The organism is Lentzea chajnantorensis (assembly GCF_054300775.1).
This window is the reverse complement of record NZ_JBSDZT010000002.1, coordinates 8,620,659-8,639,429: the sequence shown is the minus strand read 5'-3', so window position 1 is coordinate 8,639,429 and position 18,771 is coordinate 8,620,659. Positions and strand designations below refer to the sequence as shown.

Below are 18,771 nucleotides of genomic sequence, written 5' to 3'. Positions count from 1 at the left end.
GTACAGAAGACCCCTGCGGGTCGAGCACCTCGAGTGCTCCCCGCAGGGGTCTTCTGCCATGTCCGCATCTTTTTCGGTTGCGAGCCCTGGTCTCATGGAGCCATGGACGCGGTCGTGCACCCAGACCAGGCGTCGTTCGAGTACTGGACGGAGCACACGTGGAAGCGTTGACCCACCAGGACATCACCGGTTTCGTGGCCACGGCCGGCGCCTTCCTCGAAGCCGACCCCGTCAACCACAGCGTGCACCTCACCGCCGTCGACGCCGCCCTCCGCGGCCACCGCCGGGCCGCCACGCTCCTCTCCCTGCACGAGAACGGAACGGTGGTCGGCGCGGTGACCAGGATGGCCGGCCGCCCGCTGCACGTCGCCGCGATGCCGCCGGCCGCCGCCCCCGCGGTGGTGGCCGCGGTGCGCGAGCACGACCCGGAGGTCAGCCAGGTCACCGGCCCCCGGGACCGGGTCGACGCGTTCCGCGCGCTGTGGCGTCCCGGCGGTCGTGAGGTCTACGTCCTGCGGCTCTACCGGCTGGGCGAGCTCGTCGAACCGGACGTCCCCGGTGCGCCCCGTCTCGCCACCGCCGCGGACGACGACCTCGTCACCGGCTGGTGGACCGACTTCGTCGAGGAGCTCGACGGGCTGCCCCGCGAGGTGGCCGCGCAACGGGCGCTGGACAGCCGGTGGATGTCCGCGGGCCACGTGCTGTGGCTCGTCGACGGTGTCCCGGTGTCCTGGGCGGCGAGCACCACCCCGGTCGGTGGCGTGTCACGCGTCGGACCGGTCTTCACCCCGCGCGAGCACCGCAGGCACGGCTACGCGGCCGCCGCCACCGCCGCGATCAGCCGGTGGGCACGGCAAGAGGGCGCCGACCACGTGGTGCTGACCGCGGACGTGCAGGACCCGACGGCGAACTCCGTCTACCGGGGCATCGGCTTCCGGCACGTCTCCGACTGGTCCGAGCACAACTGGGACTAGTCGAACAGCGCCGACTCCACGGGCCGGTTGCGCACGTGGGAAGAGAACACCAGCGACGTGGTCGTGTCGCCGTAGCGCTGCATGACCTCGACGAGCCCCTCCAGCTCGATCATCGAGCGGCACACCACGCGCAGCAGCCAGCAGTCGTCACCGGTCACGTGGTCGGCGTCGCGAACCTGCGGCAGCGCCAGCACGTGCGAGCGGAACCGCGGCGTGTCGAGCGACCGCACCCGCACCCGCACGATCGACTCGATCGGCAGTCCCAGCCGGGCCGGCGACACGACCGCCGTGTACCCGGTGATCACCCCGAGCGCCTCCAGCCGGCGCACCCGTTCGGTCACCGCGGGCGCGGACAGCGACACCTCACGGGCCAGCGCGGTGAACGACATCCGCCCGTCCTGCTGCAACAACGCGAGGATCTTCCAGTCCAGGGCGTCGAGTTCCACCTGGAAATCATAGGCACAACGCCCGCAACGCCTGGACTTCCGCATGTCCACCGGTGGCGCTGACCAGCAGGATCACCACCATGACCAACGCACTGCGCTTCCCCGCCGCCGACCCGCAGGCCGCCGCCGCGTTCTTCGCCGCCGAGCTCGCGTTCGAGGCCGACCCCGACGACGTGCACCGCGACCTGGTGGACGGCACCACACACGGGTTCGTGCTCGTCGAGACCCGCGCCCCGGAGGCGTTCGCGCGCAAGCGCATCCCCGGCGCCATCAACCTGCCCCACCGGGACCTGCCCGAGCAGCTCGACCTCGACCCCGGCCTGGTCTACGTCTGCTACTGCGAGAGCTTCCAGTGCAACGCCGCCACCAAGGGCGCGCTCGCCCTCGCCCGGCGCGGCTACCGGGTCAAGCGGCTCTCCGGCGGCATCACCGCGTGGGAGCAGGCGGGATACCCGGTCGAGGGAGACGGTCAGGTCGCGGCAGGTGTTTCGAAGGTCGCGTGTCATTGCTGAGCCCAGCCGACATAGGCTCACCGGTGTGACGTCTCCGCGTTTGCTCGTGCTGCAGCCCTCGAAGTCCGACCCGCTGGCCAAGCTGGGCGACTGGCTCCTGGCCGACGGCGTCGAGCTCGACCTGGTCATGCTGCCGGAGGCGCCGGCACCGGCGAACCTCGACGGCTACCAGGGCGTGATCTGCCTCGGCGGTGAGATGGGCGCACTGGACGACCTCGACCACCCGTGGCTCGCCGACGTGCGGAAACTGCTGTCGAGCGCCGTCGCGAAGCGGCTGCCGACCCTCGCCATCTGCCTGGGCGCGCAGCTGCTCGCGGCGGCCACCGGCGGGCAGGTGCGCAAGGGCCCGAAGGGACCGGAGGTCGGCGTCCTGCTGGTGGCCAAGCGGGACGTGGCGGCGAACGACCCGCTGTTCGCGGACCTGCCGTTCACCCCGGACGTGCTGCAGTTCCACAACGACGAGGTGCACCTGCTGCCGCCCGGCGCGGAACTGCTCGCGGCGTCCCCGAAATACCCGAACCAAGCCTTTCGGGTCGGAACGAGTGCCTATGGCCTGCAGTTCCACATCGAGACGACTCCGGAAATCGTCTTGAACTGGGCGGCCAAAGACCCTGAATCCGCGGCGTGTGCACGATCACACCACTTCGACCCCGAGTTTCTCGCCGAGGCGCACCGCGACTTCGAGGAGGTCTGGCACCCGTTCGTGCGCAGATTCGCCATGTTGGTGCGGGGAGAACTGTCGCCCGTGGGCGGTTTGAGGACACAACTTCCGTTGGTGTGACGTTACTTTCGTAGGTTTTAAGACTTCCTCCGTTGGCGGTACCGTAACCTCCTGGACAGCTTGTTCGATCCAGCCGGAGGATCATTGTGGATCCCGCTCTTGTAGTGATCATCGTCGTTGTCACTGCTCTCATCTTCGACTTCACCAACGGGTTCCACGACACGGCCAACGCCATGGCCACCTCCATCGCCACGGGTGCGCTGAAGCCCCGCACGGCGGTCGCGTTGTCGGCGGTGCTCAACCTCGTCGGCGCTTTTCTGTCCGTTGAGGTCGCCAAGACCATCTCCGGTGGCATCGTCGACGACGCCAAGATCACGCCCGCGATCATCTTCGGCGGGCTGGTCGGCGCGATCATGTGGAACCTCGTCACCTGGTACGTCGGCCTGCCGTCGAGCTCGTCGCACGCGCTGTTCGGCGGCCTGATCGGCGCGGCCTGGGTCTCCTCCGGCGTGGACGCCATCCACTTCGCCAAGGTCGTCGACAAGGTGCTGGTCCCCGCGATCGTCGCGCCGCTGGTCGCGGGTCTCGTCGCAGCCATCGCCACGATCGTCGTCTACCGGCTCAAGAAGGCGGCGGACCCGCGCGTCTCGCACACCGGCTTCAAGGTCGGGCAGGTCGCCTCGGCGTCACTGGTGTCCCTCGCGCACGGCACGAACGACGCCCAGAAGACGATGGGCATCATCACGCTGGCGCTGATCACGTCCGGCTCGCTCGCCCCCGGCTCGGCCCCTCCCACCTGGGTCATCATCAGCGCCGGTGTCGCGATCGCACTCGGCACCTACCTCGGCGGCTGGCGCATCACCCACACCCTGGGCCGCGGCCTGACCACCATCGAGCCCGCGCAGGGCTTCGCGGCGCAGACGTCGACCGCGACCGCGATCCTCGCGTCGTCGCACCTCGGGTTCGCGCTGTCCACCACGCACGTCGCGTCCGGCGGCATCATGGGCTCCGGTCTCGGCCGCGACCGCCGCGGCGTCAAGTGGGGCACCATGGGCAAGATGGCCGGTGGCTGGCTGCTCACGCTGCCCGCCGCGGGCATCGTCGGCGCCATCGCCGGCAAGTGGGCCTCCAGCGGCACCGCGGGTGTCATCGGCGTCGCCGTGATCGGTGGCGCGGTGTCGATCGGCATCTGGGTGCTGTCGCGGCGTGAGCCGGTCAAGCCCGAGCACATCGTCGACGAGGTCGCCGCGCAGGCCGAGCTGCACAAGGTGGCGGCATGACCGTCAACTGGGTCGCGCTGCTGCAGGTCTTCGGTGCCACGCTGCTGGTCACCGTGCTCGTGGTGACGTTGTTCGTCGTGGGCATCCGGGCGTTGTCGGGCAACCGCAAGGCCGGTGCGTACGCGAGCTTCGCCGGTTGTGTCGCCGTGGTGCTCTACGGGCTCTCCCTGATCGTGTTCTAGTTCCAGCCGCGCGACGACTAGGTTGGTTCGTGATGAGCGAACCAGGTCGCGCCGCCTCACCAGCCAGATTCGGGCTCACCGAGCCGCGCAGCGAGGAAGTGCTGCGCGGCCTCGGCCTGTACGCCGACCGCCGTCCCGCGGACGGTGCCGAACCGGTGCTCGCCGCGCTCTCCCGCTGCCCCGACCCCGACCTCGCGCTGCGCGGCCTGGAACGGCTGCGGGAGGTCGCCGACTGGGCCCCGCTGTCGGAGGCGCTGCACACCGACGTCGTCGTGCGCGGCCGGCTGCTCGCGGTGCTCGGCTCCTCGACGGCCCTGTCGGACTTCCTCGTCGTGAACCCGGACCGGTGGCGCTCGCTCACCGGGCCGGTGGACGTGACGTTGCCCGCCGAGGGCGTCCTGCGCACCGAGTACCGGGCGAAGCTGCTGCTCATCGCGGCCAACGACGTGGCGCACGTGGTCGAACCGGACCTGCCGTACGTGCCGTACGACACCGTTGCCGAGCAGCTGTCCGACCTCGCGGTGTCGGCGCTGCGGCGGTCGCTGGAGCTGGCCGGGGAGAAGGTGAGCGGCGTCGAGAAGTGCCGGCTCGCGGTGATCGCGATGGGCAAGTGCGGTGCGAACGAGCTGAACTACGTCAGCGACGTCGACGTGGTGTTCGTCGCCGAGGGCGACCTCGGCGTGGCGACCCGGCTGGCCAGCACGATGATGCAGATCGCGGGCCACTCGTGCTTCGAGGTCGACGCGGCGCTGCGCCCGGAGGGCAAGGCGGGCGCGCTGGTCCGCACCCTCGACGGGCACGCCTCCTACTACAGGAAGTGGGCGCGGACCTGGGAGTTCCAGGCGCTGCTGAAGGCGCGCCCGGTCGCGGGTGACGCCGAGCTCGGCCAGTCCTACCTGGACGTCGTGCGCCCGTACGTGTGGACGGCGGCCGAGCGGGAGAACTTCGTCGAGGACGTGCAGGCCATGCGCCGCCGCGTCGAGGACCACGTCCCGACCGGGCTCGCCGAACGGGAGCTGAAGCTCGGTCGCGGCGGGCTGCGCGACGTCGAGTTCGCCGTGCAGCTGCTGCAGCTCGTGCACGGGCGCTCGGACGAGGAGCTGCGGATCCAGGCGACGACCGCCGCGCTGGCCGCGCTCGGCAAGGGCGGGTACGTCGGGCGCAACGACGCCGCGGACTTCGGCCGTTCCTACCGGTTCCTGCGCACCCTGGAGCACCGGCTGCAGCTGCAACGGCTGCTGCGCACCCACCTCTTCCCCGCCGACGACGACACGGCGGCGTTGCGCTGGCTCGCCCGGTCCATCGGGCTGGCCGCCGACGGGCAGCGCTCGGAGGGCCAGGTGCTGCTCGCGGAGTTCCGCAGGCACGCGAACCAGGTCCGGCGGCTGCACGAGAAGCTGTTCTACCGTCCGCTGCTGCAGGCCGTGGCGGGCGTGCCGACCGAGGCGCTGCGGCTCACCACGAAGGAGGCGGTGGCCCGGCTCGCCGCGCTCGGCTACACCTCACCCGACGGCGCGTTGCGGCACATCCAGGCGCTGACCCACGGCATGTCCCGGCGGGCGCGCATCCAGGGCGCTCTGCTGCCCGTGCTGCTCGACCTGTTCGCCGGCACACCCGACCCGGACGGCGGGCTGCTCGCCTACCGCAAGGTGTCCGAGGCGCTCGCGGAGACACCCTGGTACCTGCGGCTGCTGCGGGACGAGGGTGCCGTCGTCGAACGGCTCGCGGTGCTGCTCGGCACGTCCCGGCTGGTGCCGGACCTGCTGGTGCGCGCACCGGAGGTGCTGCGGCTGCTCGCCGACACCGAGGCGCTGGTCGGACGCGACCCGCTGACCGTCGGCAACCCGCTGCGCAGCGCCGTGTCGCGGCACCCCGAGCTGGCGCGGGCGGTGGCGGCCGCGCGGTCGTTGCGGCGCCACGAGCTGCTGCGCATCGCTGCGGCCGACCTGCTGGGCCTGATGCCGCTGGAGACGGTGTGCGTGTCGCTGTCCGAGGTGTGGGTGGCGGTGCTGCAGAGCGCGCTCGACGCGGCCGTGCGGTCCGCCGGTGAACCGCTCGCGGCGCTGGCCGTGATCGGCATGGGCCGGCTCGGCGGCCGGGAGCTCGGGTACGGCTCGGACGCGGACGTGCTGTTCGTGTGCCGGCCGTTCGAGGGCGTGACCGACGCCGAGGCCGCGAAGTGGGCCAGCGGCGTCGTCGAGAACATCCGGCGGCTGCTCGGCGCCTCCTCGCAGGACCCGCCGCTGCAGGTGGACGCCGACCTGCGGCCGGAGGGGCGGCAGGGGCCGCTCGTGCGGACGTTCGACTCCTACCGCGCCTACTACGGCAAGTGGGCGGAGATCTGGGAGAAGCAGGCGCTGCTGCGGGCCCGGTTCATCGCGGGCGACACCGCGCTGGGAGCGGAGTTCGAGGCGTTGATCGAACCGCTGCGGTACCCGGCCGACGGGCTCGACGCGGCATCGGTGCGGGAGGTCCGGCGCATCAAGGCGCGGGTCGACGCCGAACGGCTGCCGCGCGGCGCCGACCCCAGCACCCACACCAAGCTCGGCCGCGGCGGGCTCGCCGACGTCGAGTGGACCGTGCAGCTGTTGCAGCTGCAGCACTCCGGTGCCGTGCCCGGCCTGCGCACACCGTCCACGATGGCGGCGATGGCGGCCGCGGTGGAGGCGGGAATGCTGACCCAGGACGACGCGACCGAGCTGACCACGGCGTGGAACCTCGCGACGCGCGCCCGCAACGCCGTGACGCTGGTGCGCGGCAAGGCCTCCGACCAGCTGCCGACCTCGGGCCGCGACCTGGTCGCCGTCGCCTCCGTCATGGGGTACCCGCCCGGCGGTGACCCCGGCGAGTTCCTGGAGGAGTACCGCCGCACCACCCGCCGTGCCCGTGCGGTGGCGGAGCGTGTCTTCTACGGTGAGGGACTGTGAAGGCGATTGCGCTCACCGAGTTCGGTGACCCCGAGGTCATGACGTGGCAGGACCTGCCCGATCCGCTGCTCGGCCCCGACCAGGTGCTGGTGGAGGTCAAAGCGGCGGGGGTGAACCCGGTGGACTCCAAGATCCGCGCCGGGTACCTGCGGGGGCTGATGCCGCACCACACGCCGTTGATCCCCGGCTGGGACGTGGCCGGTGTGGTGCGCGCCGTCGGGATCGGCGTGCGGGACTGGCAACCCGGCGACGAGGTCCTCGCCTACGCCCGCAAGGACCACGTGCAGTTCGGTGCCTACGCCGAGCTGATCTCGCTGCCGGACCGCGTGGTCGCGCGCAAGCCATCCACTGTGGACTTCGTGACGGCGGCCGCGTTGCCGCTGGCCGGGCTGACGGCGTTGCAGTCGCTCAAGGCCGTCGGCGCCGGTGAGGAAGATGTCGTGCTGGTGCACGCGGCCGCGGGCGGTGTCGGCCACCTGCAGGTGCAGCTCGCCCGCGAGCTGGGTGCCGCGCGGGTGCTCGGCACGGCGTCACCGCGCAACCACGACTTCGTGCGGTCACTGGGCGCCGAACCGGTCGCGTACGGAGACGCGCTGGTCGACGCGGTGGCCGAGCTCGTGGGCGGTGACGGCAAGGTCGACGCGGTGCTCGACAACGTCGGCGGGGTGGCGTTCGACCAGTCATTGCGGCTGGTGCGCGACCGGGCGCGGATGACGTCCATTGTGGATGGGCCGCGGGCACTGGAACACGGTGTGACGAACACGTGGGCGCGGCCGAACGCGGAACAGACGCAGTGGCTGGTCGACCTGGTCGCCGCCGGCGCGCTGGAGGTCGAGGTGCAGCGGACGTTCCCGCTGGCGGAAGCGGTTGCGGCACACCGGTTGCTGGACGGCGGCCACGTGCGCGGCAAGGTCGTGCTGACGGTCTAGCCCGGCGGTGCGGGCAGGAGAACGAGGTGTGGGGGCACGCCGGGGCGGCGTGCCCCCTTCGTGCTGCTCAGTCCTCGTCCTCGTCGGGGTCGACTGCGGGAGCGTTGCTGTAGACCTCGACCACCCACTCCTCCTCCAGCGACTCGCCGTCTTCGGCGTCGGGCACGAGGCGGTTGTAGACCCGGACACCGAGATCGAGCACGTCAGCGGCCTGGACCGCTTCGATCGCCTCGGCGGCGGAGTCGACGATTTGCGTGGTGAGCAGCTGCGGGGCCGTGAACTCGGCGACATCTTCAGACACGCGCGGACCCTAGCGCATTGACGTTTCACCCGATCGAGATGAGACTGGCTGCGCTCAGTGGGGGAGCTGTGCCTTGTCGCGGGGGTTTGAACAGAGGAAGTCATGCAGCATCGCAGGGTCACGCGCCGAGGTAAGACGGTGATCGCCATCGGGTCGGTCGCTGCCGTCGTGCTCGCACTGCTCGGAGTGATCCAGTTCATGCTGAGCGGCGAGAACTCCGCGGCGCACCCCAACGTCACGACCACGACGACCACCGCGGACGACCTCTCCACCCCGGACGCCGCACTGGACACCACCGAGCCGTCCGCCGACGTCAAGGTCACCACCGGCTCGTTCAAACAGCAGCGCGGCATGCTCACGATCGAGGTCACTCGAGTAGAGGCCGCGAACGGCCGCATCAAACTCTTCGTGACAGCGACGAACGCCTCCCAGGCCCGCATGACCCTCCCCGTCGACGGCATCGCCGTGCTCGACGACCTGAAGCGCACCTACACCGCCGCGAGCAGCAAGTGGGAAGGCCCCGTCACCCAGGGCAGCTCCACCTCGGGCACCGTCGTCCTCGACGAGAAGCTCGGCGCCGGCGTGAACTCGCTCACGCTGACGTTCTCGTCGATCTCCGGCCAGTTCGCCCCGACCGGCGCCGCCGTCTCCGTCGCCGGTATCCCGCTCCCGAAGTGATTGCCGAAAACCCCGGCGACCCGGACCGTTGACCGGGCTACCGTGGCCACGTGAAGTACCTGTTCTTCTGGGGCCACCAGCCCGAACGCGACGGCACGATCGGCCGCGGCTGCCTCTCCCAGTGGTGGCCGTGTTCGTTCGTCGTTGACGGGCAACGCTTTGCGTCCGCCGAGCACTACATGATGTGGCGCAAAGCGTTGCTGTTCGGGGACTCCGGTGTCGCCACCCGAGTCCTCCAGGCCGCTTCCCCCGCCGAGGCCAAGGCCCTGGGCCGTGTCGTCACCGGTTTCTCCGACGACGAGTGGGTCGCGACCCGGATGGAGATCGTCGTCACCGGCAACCTGGCGAAGTTCTCCCAGGACCCCGCCCTGTCCGCGTACCTGCTGGGCACCGGCACCCGCGTGCTCGTCGAGGCCAGCCCGCTGGACCGCGTGTGGGGCATCGGCCTGGCCGCGGACGACCCGCGCGCGGCGGACCCGTCGTCGTGGCGGGGGCTGAACCTGCTCGGCGAGGCCCTGATGGAGGTGCGCACCCAGCTCGCCGTCCTGTCCGGACAGTCTTCAACGCCGAGCTGAACCCGTGACCCGTCACGGCCCGTTCGTTCTCATGCAGCCGCAGAACGCAGCCGCGGACGAACGGGAGAGACCATGTTCAGCTACTCAGGACCGGCCCGGCTCGTCTACCCGGACGGCAGCACGGCCGAGCTGGACCGGGTGGACGTGATCGAGGCGGTGACCGGGGGCGTCTGGGCCCTGTCCGGCGCCGCCACGTCCGCCGAGGCGCTCAGCGCCGGCGAGGCCCGCATCCGGCTGCCGACCGGCGGGGAGGCCGACATCGTGGTGACCAACGTCCGTGACGGGGTGAGCGGGTCCAGTGCGACGTTGCTCGGGACGTGAACGGGACCGGTCTGTGAGAGCGTCGAGGCTCGCGTCGATGTGTTCCCAGCTGGCTTCGTCAGGGAGCGGCTGTTCGCAGGCAATGTGGCCAGTTGCGATGTCGAGCATTCGGGCATGGGCCTGCGTGCTGTTCCAGAGATCTGCCGATACCAGGCGAACGCGGCCAAGAAGCACGCCGATGGTCCGTCGACTGTTGTTCTCCAGGGAGGTGGAGTGGGTCCAGTCAACCCAGTCTTCGGGGTCCCACGGCCGCTCAAGCGTCATGTCGGTTTAGTGAAGCGGTGCCGATCTTCGCGGCTCCACTGGCGCTTCTCCCGGTTGCTGGTCCAGAGCTGAGCAACGACAACGCCGAGGAACGCTCCGCCGGCCGCGATGAGTGCTGTCCACAAGGTCACATCGGGACGGTAGGAGTTCCAAGCCCAGAGGGGCTGCAGAACACGAAGGCCGAGGGCCGGGTGACTGTTCCCAGTCACCCGGCCCTCGTCGTGAACCACTAGCTCACAGCGCCGATCACACGTCGTAGTACAGCGCGAACTCGTAGGGGTTCGGGCGCAGCCGCAGCGGGTCGATCTCCTCGGAGCGCTTGTACGAGATCCAGGTGTCGATCACGTCCGGCGTGAACACGCCGCCCTCGAGCAGGAACTCGTGGTCGGCCTCCAGGTTGTCCAGCACCGCGTCGAGGGTGGCCGGGACCTGCTTGACGTCGCGGGCCTCCTCGGGCGGCAGCTCGTAGAGGTCCTTGTCGATCGGGGCCGGCGGCTCGATCTTGTTCTTCACGCCGTCGAGGCCCGCCATGACCATCGCCGAGAACGCGAGGTACGGGTTGCCCGAGGAGTCGGGGCAGCGGAACTCGATGCGCTTGGCCTTCGGGTTGTTGCCCGTGATCGGGATGCGCACGCACGCCGAGCGGTTGCGCTGGGAGTAGACCAGCGACACCGGGGCCTCGTAGCCGGGGACCAGGCGGTGGTAGGAGTTCACCGTGGGGTTGGTGAACGCCAGCAGCGACGGCGCGTGGTGCAGGATGCCGCCGATGTAGTGGCGGGCGGTGTCGGACAGGCCCGCGTAGCCGCTCTCGTCGTGGAACAGCGGCGCGCCGTCCTTCCACAGCGACTGGTGCGTGTGCATGCCCGAGCCGTTGTCGCCGAACAGCGGCTTCGGCATGAAGGTGACGGTCTTGCCGGCCTGCCAGGCGGTGTTCTTGATGATGTACTTGAACAGCATCAGGTCGTCCGCGGCGTGCAGCAGCGTGTTGAACTTGTAGTTGATCTCGGCCTGGCCGCCGGTGCCGACCTCGTGGTGGGCGCGCTCGACCGTGAAGCCCTGGGCCTCCATGTTGAGGACCATCTGGTCGCGCAGGTCGGCGTAGTGGTCGTTCGGGGTGACCGGGAAGTACCCGCCCTTGTACTTGACCTTGTAGCCGAGGTTGCCGCCCTCTTCCTCACGGCCGGTGTTCCACCAGCCGGAGACCGCGTCGATCTTGTGGAACGAGGAGTTCCCGGTGGTGTCGAACTGGATCGAGTCGAAGATGTAGAACTCGGCCTCGGCACCGAAGTACGCGGTGTCCGCGATGCCCGAGTCGGTGATGTACTGCTCGGCCTTGCGCGCGATGTTGCGCGGGTCACGGCTGTACGCCTCACGCGTGAACGGGTCGTGCACGAAGAAGTTGACGATCAGCGTCTTCTCGATGCGGAACGGGTCCACACGCGCCGTGTACAGGTCGGGCAGCAGCAGCATGTCCGACTCGTGGATCGACTGGAAGCCACGCACGGAGGAGCCGTCGAAGGCAAGACCCTCTTCGATCGCGTCGGCGTCGAACGCCTTGGCCGGCAGCGTGAAGTGCTGCATCACGCCGGGCAGGTCGCTGAACCGCACGTCGACGAACTTGACACCCTCGTCGGTGATGAACTTCAGCACCTCGTCGGAATTCTTGAACACCCTCGTCGACTCCTTGGCTATGGAATACGGCTGGCCATCACGAGCGACCGTATGTCGGCGGTGTTGCCCGTCCGTCACTCGGATGTTTCGCCAGTGTTAACGGGGCCGTCCGAGTGGGCAAGACGACCTGCCGGTCCTCACCCGTTGAGCACGGCCTTACTCTGGAGGGGTGAGCAGGTGGACCGGTTCGTGGCTGTCAGGACCCCGCTCGGTACTCGAACCGGGCGAGGACTCGAACGACGGCAAGCAGCAGCGTTGGCGTGGCGAGCGGCACGGCTTCCCGGAGAAGGGGCCGGGCTCCATCGCCTCGGTCGGGCGGCGCACGTTCGCCATCCTGCTCGACTTCTTCCTGTCCGCGGGGGTCGCGGCGCTGTTCACGCGCCCGGAGCTGCCGCGCAACTGGAGCCTGCTCGCCTGGTTCGTCATCACGGTCGTCGCCGTGGCGTTCTTCGGCTTCACCCCTGGTCACGCCGTGTTCGGCCTGCGGGTGGCGCGCATCGACGGCAAGGCGTTCGTGCACCTGCCGCGCGCGCTGCTGCGGACGGTCCTCATCTTCCCGCTGATCCCGGCGCTGGTCTGGGACTCGGACGGCCGCTGCCTGCACGACAAGGCCGCCGGCACCGTCGTCATCAAGGTCAGATAGCCCGCAAGAGACCCCCTGAACAGCGAGAAGGCCCGGCGCACGAGGTGTGCCGGGCCTTCTCGCGTGCTGGTGCTGGTTGGTGCTGGTGATGCGGTGCGTGGCGTGGTGACCGGGGTCAGCGGCGGCGCAGCGTGCGCTGGACGTTGCGCATCTTCGCGCCCTGCGGCATCGGGCCCTTGGGCAGCGCGGCACCGCGGCTCGCGAGCGCCGCGAGACGGGCGTCGAGCGTCTCGACCTGGGCGGTCGTGATGTTGCGCGGGAGCTTCATCAGCGTCGACTGCAGCTTCTTGAGCGGCACCTGGCCCTCGGCGGAGCCGATGATGAAGTCGTAGATCGGGGTCTCGCCGACGACGCGGGCGATGCGCTTCTTCTCCTGCGCGAGGAGAGGCTTCACCCGGTGCGGCGCGCCCTCGGCGACCAGGACCACGCCCGGACGGCCGAGCACGCGGTGCACGGCGTCGAGCTGGGTGGTGCCGACGACGGCGGGGGTGACCCGCCAGCGGCCGCGCAGGTTCTCGAGCGCCCACGCACCGGCACCGGGCTGGCCGTCGGCCTTGCGGAAGACGTTGCTCTGCACCCGGCGACCGAAGATGATCACGGCCAGCAGCGCGCCGATCGCGATGCCCAGCGGCACGAACATCCAGACCGCGTCGAAGACCAGGCCCAGGACCACGGCGATCGCGGTGACGCCCAGCAGCGCACCGAGCATCAGCGGGATGAGCGCCTTGTCCTCGCGGCGTTGCATCTTGAACGCCTCGAAGATCTGCTTGCGCCGCTCGCGTGATGCCGCGCGGCGAACCTTCGCCGCTTCCTTGGCAGCCGCCTTGTCCTGCTTACCAGCCATGCTCACCAGGATACGGCGCGCTGGTCTCGGAGTTGCATCGGCCGTCTGCGAGACTGCCCGGCTATGGACGCGTTGCTGGAGGGTCTTGATCCGGAACAGCGTGCAGCGGTCGAGGCTCCACGCGGCCCGGTGTGCGTGCTCGCGGGTGCCGGCACCGGCAAAACGCGCACCATCACCCACCGGATCGCCTACCTGTGCCAACGCGGCCACGTCGCCCCGTCGCAGGTCCTCGCCGTCACGTTCACCAAGCGCGCCGCGGGGGAGATGCGCACCCGGCTGCGCTCGCTCGACGTGCACGGCGCGCAGGCCGTGACGTTCCATGCCGCCGCCTCCCGTCAGCTGCGCTACTTCTGGCCGCGCGTCATCGGCGGGCCGCGCTGGGAGCTCGTCGACCAGAAGATCCGCGTCGTCGCCCGCGCCGCCGCACGCCTGGGCCTGCCGACCGAGGCCGACGCGCTGCGCGACCTCACCAGCGAGATCGAGTGGGCGAAGGCGTCGCTGCTGACCCCGGAGGACTACCCGCTCGCGGCCTCCCGCGCCGCACGCGACATCCCGGCGCCCGCCGAGCAGGTCGTGAAGCTCTACCTGACCTACGAGCAGCTCAAGAACGAGGCGATGCTGCTCGACTTCGACGACCTGCTGCTGCACACCGCGGCCGCGCTGGAGGACAACGCGGAGGTCGCCCAGGAGTTCCGCGACCGCTACCGCTGCTTCGTCGTCGACGAGTACCAGGACGTGACGCCGCTGCAACAGCGCGTGCTCGACGCGTGGCTCGGCAGCCGCGACGACCTGACCGTCGTCGGTGACGCGAACCAGACCATCTACTCGTTCGCGGGCGCCTCGCCGCAGCCGTTGCTCAACTTCCCCCGCCGCTTCCCCGAGGCCGTGGTGGTGCGGCTGGAGCGCGACTACCGCTCCACGCCCCAGGTCGTGGGACTGGCCAACGAAGTCATCAAGTGGGCCCGTGGACGCCCGGCCGGCTCCCGCCTCAACCTCATCGGGCAGCGACCGGAGGGCCCGGCACCGCGGTTCCACGAGTTCGACGACGAACCCGCCGAGGCGGACGCGGTCGCGCGGCGCGTCAAGACGCTGCTCGACGAGGGCGTGGCGGCGTCCGAGATCGCGATCCTCTACCGGGTCAACGCCCAGTCCGAGGTCTACGAGCAGGCGCTCGCCGCGCAGGGCATCCCGTACCTGGTGCGCGGCGGCGAGCGGTTCTTCGAACGCGCAGAGGTGCGCCAGGCGATGATCACGCTGCGCTCGGCCGGCGAGGTGAGCGGCAGCCTGCCCGACGTGACGCGCTCGCTGCTGGAGAAGGTCGGCCTCACCGACGAGCCGCCCACGGGCGGGTCCGCGCGCGAACGCTGGGAGTCGCTGCTCGCCCTCGTGGAGCTCGCCGAGGAACTGGCCTCCGCCGTGCCCGACGCCGACCTGCCGCGGTTCTGCGCGGAACTGGACATGCGCGCCGAGGCACAGCACCCGCCGACCGTCGAAGGCGTGACGCTGGCGTCGCTGCACGCGTCGAAGGGCCTGGAGTGGGACGCCGTGTTCCTCGTCGGACTCGTCGAGGGCACTATGCCGATCCAATACGCCGACGGCGACGAGGCGAAGATCGAAGAAGAACGCCGCCTTCTGTACGTAGGCGTCACGCGCGCACGTGAACACCTTTGGATGTCGTGGGCGTTGTCACGCGCAGCGGGCGGCCGTAAGTACCGACGCCGTTCCCGTTTCCTCTACAACCTCGTGCCGGAGAGCCACCCCGCGGCACGCGTACCGGCCGGTGCCGCATCCCAACGGCCGCCGTTGATGAAGAAGGAGAAGCCGACCTGCCGGCTGTGCTCCTCGACGCTCAACGAAGCGCAGGCCATCAAGCTCGGCCGCTGCCGCTCCTGTCCGTCCGATGTGGACGAAGAACTCCTCGAAGCGCTGCGCCGGTGGCGGGCCGGCCGGGCGCGCGAGCTGAAAGTGCCCGCGTACGTCGTCTTCACCGACGCGACCCTGATGGCGATCGCGGAGCAACGACCCACGGATTCGGCCGGGCTCGTCGCGATCTCGGGCATCGGCGCCTCGAAGCTCGACAGGTTCGGCAACGACGTGTTGGGCCTGGTGAGGGCCGGTGTGGGCGACTCGGCCACCTGATCGGGACAAGTTTCGTTAAATAGGTTGCACGCCCCAGGTACGGGGTCATAACCTGCTCATGCCGGGTCCGGAGGACCCGTCTGGGGAAGAAGAACTACTACTCAGCTCGCAGAGAGCTTCTCCGAGGGAGGTGCCGATCGTGAAGAAGTTCGAAATTTCGCGCGCACTCGGCCTCCCCGTGACCGAGCACTTCTGTGCGCCCGCAACCGCTCCGGCCATGTGGCAGAAGTCTGCCCACAGGTCGGCGGAACTGCTGGGCCGTGAGCGCGCCACCGGACTGCTCGTGGAGCAGCCGGTCCTGCGCCCGACCGTCGATGACGTTCCCAACTACACGAATGCGCTGTCCGCGCATCAAGTGAGAAGGCTCCTGCCGACCCCATAGAGGGGTCGTAGGACCACCAGGCTCACGAAGGCCGCGGACTCGCACAGAGTCCGCGGCCTTCGTGTTTTTTGCTGTACCCCACACAAGGAGAAAAACCTGATGTTGACCGCGACTGTCCCGCTCACCGGCGAGACACTTCCGGACCTCGCGGAGGGGCTTGACCTGCCCTGCCGCACCCACAACCCCGACCTCTGGTTCGCGGACGCCCCGGCGGAGCTCGAGAAGGCGAAGACCTTCTGCGGGACCTGCCCGGTGCTCGCCGAGTGCCTCGCGGGAGCCCTCGCGCGGCACGAGCCGTGGGGTGTCTGGGGTGGCGAGATCTTCGAGCGCGGTGTCGTCATCGCTCGCAAGCGGCCCCGTGGCCGTCCGCGCAAGGACGCGGCGGCGGCAGTGGCTTCTTCGGACAAGACGGAGGCGGCAGCGTGAACACCTCGGTGATCAATCTCGACGCAATGCCCGCGTACACGAACGAAGGACTGCACCCCATGTCTCTGCAAGAAGAACTCGTGCGGATACGAATACAAGAAGCCCAGAGGTTCGCGGAGGAGCAACGCCTGGCGAACCGCCTCGCGTCAGCGCAACGTTGGCGCAGGGTGTCGCGATGGGCGGGACGCAGAGCGGCTCGCTTCGACCTCTGACAGTCACGAGCTGAGGCCGTCGTCCACGAGAAGGTGGATGGCGGCCTCGGCCGTTCCTCCGTACCGTCTTCCTTTGTGCCGCACCACACCCACGACGGAATCGACTGGTCGTCCCGCCTCTCGGGCATGAGGCGCTACGGCGCACTGCAAGCCGAAGCGCTGTCCGCGGTCGCCCGCAGACTCGTCGCACCACTCCCGGACTCACCCGTCGTGATGGACGTCGGCTGCGGCGCCGGCTCGATGTCCGTCCCCCTGGTCGCCGCACTCCGCGACCACGGCGGCGGCGTCCTGGTCCTGGTCGACGCCACCCCCGAACTCCTCGACGCCGCCTGCGCCGCCGCCCGCACCGAGGGCGAGGGCGTGGTCTCGGTGAAGCCGGTCCTCGCCGACCTCGCCGCGGAAGACCCCCTCTCCTTCACGGGCCCGGTCGAGCTGCATCTGGGCCTCCCGCGTCATCCACCACCTCCCCGACCAGCTGCGCGGCATGCGCCGCCTGGCCTCCGCGTTGGCCCCCGGCGGCTGGCTGGCCTTGGCCGAGGGCGGCCTCGAAACCCGTTTCCTGCCCTGGGACCTCGGCGTCGGCGACCCCGGCCTCCCGGACCGCATGGCCGCGGCCCGCGCCGAGTGGTTCGTCTCGATGCGCGAGAACATGGCCGGCTCCGTCCGCCTGCCGGTCGGCTGGAACGTCGCCCTGGCCGACGCCGGCCTCGGCGACATCGGCTCCTTCAGCTTCGTCGTCGACCACCCGGCCCCGGCGAAGCAGCAGGTCCGCGACTGGGCGGTGGACCGCCTGACGTGGCTGGCCGAGATCACCGGCCCGTACCTGCACCCCGCGGACCGCGATGCCCTGCGCCGCCTGCTCAACCCGGCGGACTCCGAGTACGTCGGTGCTCGGGAGGACGTGTTCCTGCTGGAGACTGACACCGTCCACGTGGGACGGCGGCGGTGACGGCGTGCCACAGGTGCGGGCGGTCGCGGGCGTCCGTTTCTGAGCTGGAGCTGTTGGCCTGGTCGTCGGAGCGGGTCGGGGGGACGGTTCGGTGGTTGTGTCACGCGTGCGCCAAGGCGCATGTGCGGGACATCGAGGGGAAGTTGCCGGACGAGTACTGGCGGTGAACGGCTGGTGCGGGTGAGGCTGGCTGGCTTGGTGGTGGGCTGGCTTGCGTGAGCCGGGCTGGCTTGCGTGGGTTGGCTTGCGTGGGTTGGCTTGCGTGGGCTGGACTGGGCTGGGCTGGCCGTTGGCTGGGCTGGCCGTTGGCTGGGCTGGCCGTTGGCTGGGCTGGCGTTGGCTGGGTCGGTACGGGTGAGCTTGGCCGGCTTGCGTGGGGCTCGCTGCCTTGAGCGAGCTTGGTCGGTTCGCGCGGGTGGGCTGTAGGGACGGCTGTTCGAGCTGAGTGGTGGGCGTCGGCGTGGGCGTTGCTGGCCTGGCGGTCGTATTCGGGCTTGGCTGGTTCGTGTCGGCTTGAGGCGTGTCGGGTGCTGTCTCCGTTCCTGCGGGGGCTGGCCGCCTCACGCGCGCTTCCCCATTGCGGGCGAGCGAGAACGGGAATCCGGACCGGCTTCACTCGAAAGAGTGGCCGGATAGGTGCTGGCAGCGGTGAGGCAGAGATCGAGAGCCGGCTTGCAGCGGTCGCGGCAAGGCACGACCGCGAGCAACGCAGGCCATAAGCAACGCAGGTCACGAGCGACGCAGACCTTCGACCAGGCAGGTCAACGCGACCCATCCGGGCAGTCAGAAGTGGGCGCGCTGAGGGGGAGCGGGTACAGGTGCTGTAAGGCCTGCCTGACCAGCGCCGTTCCGCGGCGGGGGCTCAGCTCCAGCTCCTCGTGCAGATCGCGCGGCGTGCACAGGCCCGCGGCCACCACGGCGTCGAGTGCGGCCACGACCGCGCGGGCGTCTTGTTCGCGGCGCGTGAGGTCCAGGGTTGCGCGGGCCGGGGAGGCCAGGCGGAGGCCGTCGTGGTGGATGACGGTGGGTGGGCGGGTTGTGCGTTCGAGGAGCAGGTTCGGGTGGGAGCGGCGGGTGTTCTGGGTGCCCAGCACGTGGATGTGGCGGGGTAGGGGGAGGCGGGCGCCCTGGCGGGTCAGGGCGTCGGTGCCGGTGATCACGGAGGACGGGCCGGCGTAGGACAGGGCTGCGTGCAGGCGGTCCAGGCGGGTGGGCGGTGAGGGCTTTTGGAGGACTACGCCGGGCAGGAGGAACTGCCAGGGGCCGGACGGTAGGCAGCGGCGGAGGATCTCCCGCGAGGAGAGGCCGGATTTGCGCAGGTCAGTGGTCGTGGTGATGGGCATGGGACAAGCTTGGGGCAGGCACCGACGAGGGAAGGGACCTCGGAGGCAAGCT

21 protein-coding genes are annotated in these 18,771 nt (G+C 70.1%); 15 read left to right on the top strand and 6 right to left on the bottom strand.

Translation table 11 applies throughout. From position 1 onward, the window contains the following. The first annotated feature begins 158 nt into the window (after positions 1–158). Complete coding sequence (locus ACVDFE_RS41400; RefSeq protein WP_458434243.1) at positions 159–974, top strand: GNAT family N-acetyltransferase; 816 nt, start codon at positions 159–161, stop codon at positions 972–974. On the opposite strand, the gene ACVDFE_RS41395 is transcribed toward ACVDFE_RS41400, so the two are convergent. Next, positions 971–1,420: an Lrp/AsnC family transcriptional regulator gene (locus ACVDFE_RS41395; RefSeq protein WP_458434242.1), complete on the bottom strand. Its 450-nt coding sequence runs from the start codon at positions 1,418–1,420 to the stop codon at positions 971–973. The two genes, ACVDFE_RS41400 and ACVDFE_RS41395, sit on opposite strands and share 4 nt — an antisense overlap. Positions 1,421–1,500: 80 nt before the next feature. Between ACVDFE_RS41395 and ACVDFE_RS41390 the strand changes: the two genes are divergently transcribed. From ACVDFE_RS41390 to ACVDFE_RS41365, 6 genes are all read left to right on the top strand, one after another. Beyond that, a complete protein-coding gene (locus tag ACVDFE_RS41390) occupies positions 1,501–1,932 on the top strand; it encodes a rhodanese-like domain-containing protein (RefSeq protein WP_458434241.1) in 432 nt (143 codons plus the stop codon). 25 nt (positions 1,933–1,957) lie between these two features. Further along, a complete protein-coding gene (locus ACVDFE_RS41385) occupies positions 1,958–2,713 on the top strand; it encodes a type 1 glutamine amidotransferase (RefSeq protein ID WP_458434240.1) in 756 nt (251 codons plus the stop codon). 86 nt (positions 2,714–2,799) lie between these two features. Further along, complete coding sequence (locus tag ACVDFE_RS41380; protein WP_360401444.1) at positions 2,800–3,933, top strand: inorganic phosphate transporter; 1,134 nt, start codon at positions 2,800–2,802, stop codon at positions 3,931–3,933. Beyond that, positions 3,930–4,115 (top strand): hypothetical protein, encoded by a 186-nt coding sequence (locus ACVDFE_RS41375; RefSeq protein ID WP_360401441.1) that lies wholly within the window; start codon positions 3,930–3,932, stop codon positions 4,113–4,115. The genes ACVDFE_RS41380 and ACVDFE_RS41375 overlap by 4 nt, the downstream gene beginning before the upstream one ends. 32 nt (positions 4,116–4,147) lie before the next feature. Beyond that, positions 4,148–7,042: a bifunctional [glutamine synthetase] adenylyltransferase/[glutamine synthetase]-adenylyl-L-tyrosine phosphorylase gene (locus ACVDFE_RS41370; RefSeq protein ID WP_458434239.1), complete on the top strand. Its 2,895-nt coding sequence runs from the start codon at positions 4,148–4,150 to the stop codon at positions 7,040–7,042. Then, positions 7,039–7,971 carry an NADP-dependent oxidoreductase gene (locus ACVDFE_RS41365; protein ID WP_458434238.1) on the top strand — a complete coding sequence of 311 codons (933 nt, stop codon included), beginning with the start codon at positions 7,039–7,041 and terminating at the stop codon, positions 7,969–7,971. The genes ACVDFE_RS41370 and ACVDFE_RS41365 overlap by 4 nt, the downstream gene beginning before the upstream one ends. Before the next feature lie 67 nt (positions 7,972–8,038). Here ACVDFE_RS41365 and ACVDFE_RS41360 read toward each other — a convergent pair whose 3' ends face one another. Beyond that, a complete protein-coding gene (locus ACVDFE_RS41360; protein ID WP_360401432.1) occupies positions 8,039–8,272 on the bottom strand; it encodes a hypothetical protein in 234 nt (77 codons plus the stop codon). Positions 8,273–8,410: 138 nt separating this feature from the next. Here ACVDFE_RS41360 and ACVDFE_RS41355 point away from each other — a divergent pair, with 138 nt between their 5' ends. The 3 genes from ACVDFE_RS41355 (at position 8,411) to ACVDFE_RS41345 (ending at position 9,846) form a co-directional block, all read left to right on the top strand. Next, complete coding sequence (locus tag ACVDFE_RS41355) at positions 8,411–8,950, top strand: hypothetical protein (protein WP_458434237.1); 540 nt, start codon at positions 8,411–8,413, stop codon at positions 8,948–8,950. Positions 8,951–9,000: 50 nt separating this feature from the next. Then, positions 9,001–9,525: an NADAR family protein gene (locus ACVDFE_RS41350; protein WP_458434236.1), complete on the top strand. Its 525-nt coding sequence runs from the start codon at positions 9,001–9,003 to the stop codon at positions 9,523–9,525. A gap of 72 nt (positions 9,526–9,597) precedes the next feature. After that, complete coding sequence (locus tag ACVDFE_RS41345) at positions 9,598–9,846, top strand: hypothetical protein (RefSeq protein WP_458434235.1); 249 nt, start codon at positions 9,598–9,600, stop codon at positions 9,844–9,846. A gap of 510 nt (positions 9,847–10,356) precedes the next feature. Here the strand turns inward: ACVDFE_RS41345 and glnA are convergent. Continuing rightward, complete coding sequence (gene glnA, locus ACVDFE_RS41340; protein WP_360401411.1) at positions 10,357–11,781, bottom strand: type I glutamate--ammonia ligase; 1,425 nt, start codon at positions 11,779–11,781, stop codon at positions 10,357–10,359. A gap of 169 nt (positions 11,782–11,950) precedes the next feature. On the opposite strand from glnA, the gene ACVDFE_RS41335 reads away from it, so the two are divergent. After that, positions 11,951–12,424 (top strand): RDD family protein, encoded by a 474-nt coding sequence (locus ACVDFE_RS41335; protein ID WP_360401408.1) that lies wholly within the window; start codon positions 11,951–11,953, stop codon positions 12,422–12,424. Positions 12,425–12,539: 115 nt separating this feature from the next. Here ACVDFE_RS41335 and ACVDFE_RS41330 read toward each other — a convergent pair whose 3' ends face one another. Next, positions 12,540–13,268 carry a DUF4191 domain-containing protein gene (locus ACVDFE_RS41330; protein ID WP_360401405.1) on the bottom strand — a complete coding sequence of 243 codons (729 nt, stop codon included), beginning with the start codon at positions 13,266–13,268 and terminating at the stop codon, positions 12,540–12,542. Between the two features lie 63 nt (positions 13,269–13,331). On the opposite strand from ACVDFE_RS41330, the gene ACVDFE_RS41325 reads away from it, so the two are divergent. The 3 genes from ACVDFE_RS41325 (at position 13,332) to ACVDFE_RS41315 (ending at position 16,215) form a co-directional block, all read left to right on the top strand. Then, entirely contained in the window at positions 13,332–15,407 is a 2,076-nt protein-coding gene (locus ACVDFE_RS41325) for an ATP-dependent DNA helicase UvrD2 (protein WP_458434233.1), read from the top strand. Between the two features lie 139 nt (positions 15,408–15,546). Further along, positions 15,547–15,789, top strand: a complete 243-nt coding sequence (locus ACVDFE_RS41320) for a hypothetical protein (RefSeq protein WP_360401399.1) — start codon at positions 15,547–15,549, stop codon at positions 15,787–15,789. Between the two features lie 99 nt (positions 15,790–15,888). Next, positions 15,889–16,215, top strand: coding sequence for a WhiB family transcriptional regulator (locus tag ACVDFE_RS41315; RefSeq protein WP_360401396.1), 327 nt, complete (start codon positions 15,889–15,891; stop codon positions 16,213–16,215). 413 nt (positions 16,216–16,628) lie between these two features. On the opposite strand, the gene ACVDFE_RS41310 is transcribed toward ACVDFE_RS41315, so the two are convergent. Continuing rightward, on the bottom strand, positions 16,629–16,883 hold the full coding sequence (locus tag ACVDFE_RS41310) for a hypothetical protein (RefSeq protein WP_458434232.1): 255 nt from the start codon (positions 16,881–16,883) through the stop codon (positions 16,629–16,631). 28 nt (positions 16,884–16,911) lie between these two features. Here ACVDFE_RS41310 and ACVDFE_RS41305 point away from each other — a divergent pair, with 28 nt between their 5' ends. Beyond that, a complete protein-coding gene (locus tag ACVDFE_RS41305) occupies positions 16,912–17,376 on the top strand; it encodes a hypothetical protein (RefSeq protein ID WP_458434230.1) in 465 nt (154 codons plus the stop codon). A gap of 761 nt (positions 17,377–18,137) precedes the next feature. Here the strand turns inward: ACVDFE_RS41305 and ACVDFE_RS41300 are convergent. Further along, positions 18,138–18,719, bottom strand: a complete 582-nt coding sequence (locus tag ACVDFE_RS41300) for a hypothetical protein (RefSeq protein ID WP_458434229.1) — start codon at positions 18,717–18,719, stop codon at positions 18,138–18,140. Between the last annotated feature and the right edge of the window lie 52 nt (positions 18,720–18,771).

Excerpts from the sequence above, each read along its gene's own strand:
- ACVDFE_RS41390 (WP_458434241.1), top strand. The coding sequence starts at position 1,501 with ATGACCAACGCACTGCGCTTCCCCGCCGCCGACCCGCAGGCCGCCGCC.
- ACVDFE_RS41375 (WP_360401441.1), top strand. The coding sequence starts at position 3,930 with ATGACCGTCAACTGGGTCGCGCTGCTGCAGGTCTTCGGTGCCACGCTG.
- ACVDFE_RS41370 (WP_458434239.1), top strand. The coding sequence starts at position 4,148 with ATGAGCGAACCAGGTCGCGCCGCCTCACCAGCCAGATTCGGGCTCACC.
- ACVDFE_RS41345 (WP_458434235.1), top strand. The coding sequence starts at position 9,598 with ATGTTCAGCTACTCAGGACCGGCCCGGCTCGTCTACCCGGACGGCAGC.
- ACVDFE_RS41330 (WP_360401405.1), bottom strand. The coding sequence starts at position 13,268 with ATGGCTGGTAAGCAGGACAAGGCGGCTGCCAAGGAAGCGGCGAAGGTT.
- ACVDFE_RS41325 (WP_458434233.1), top strand. The coding sequence starts at position 13,332 with ATGGACGCGTTGCTGGAGGGTCTTGATCCGGAACAGCGTGCAGCGGTC.
- ACVDFE_RS41315 (WP_360401396.1), top strand. The coding sequence starts at position 15,889 with ATGTTGACCGCGACTGTCCCGCTCACCGGCGAGACACTTCCGGACCTC.
- ACVDFE_RS41310 (WP_458434232.1), bottom strand. The coding sequence starts at position 16,883 with ATGACGCGGGAGGCCCAGATGCAGCTCGACCGGGCCCGTGAAGGAGAG.
- ACVDFE_RS41305 (WP_458434230.1), top strand. The coding sequence starts at position 16,912 with ATGCGCCGCCTGGCCTCCGCGTTGGCCCCCGGCGGCTGGCTGGCCTTG.
- ACVDFE_RS41300 (WP_458434229.1), bottom strand. The coding sequence starts at position 18,719 with ATGCCCATCACCACGACCACTGACCTGCGCAAATCCGGCCTCTCCTCG.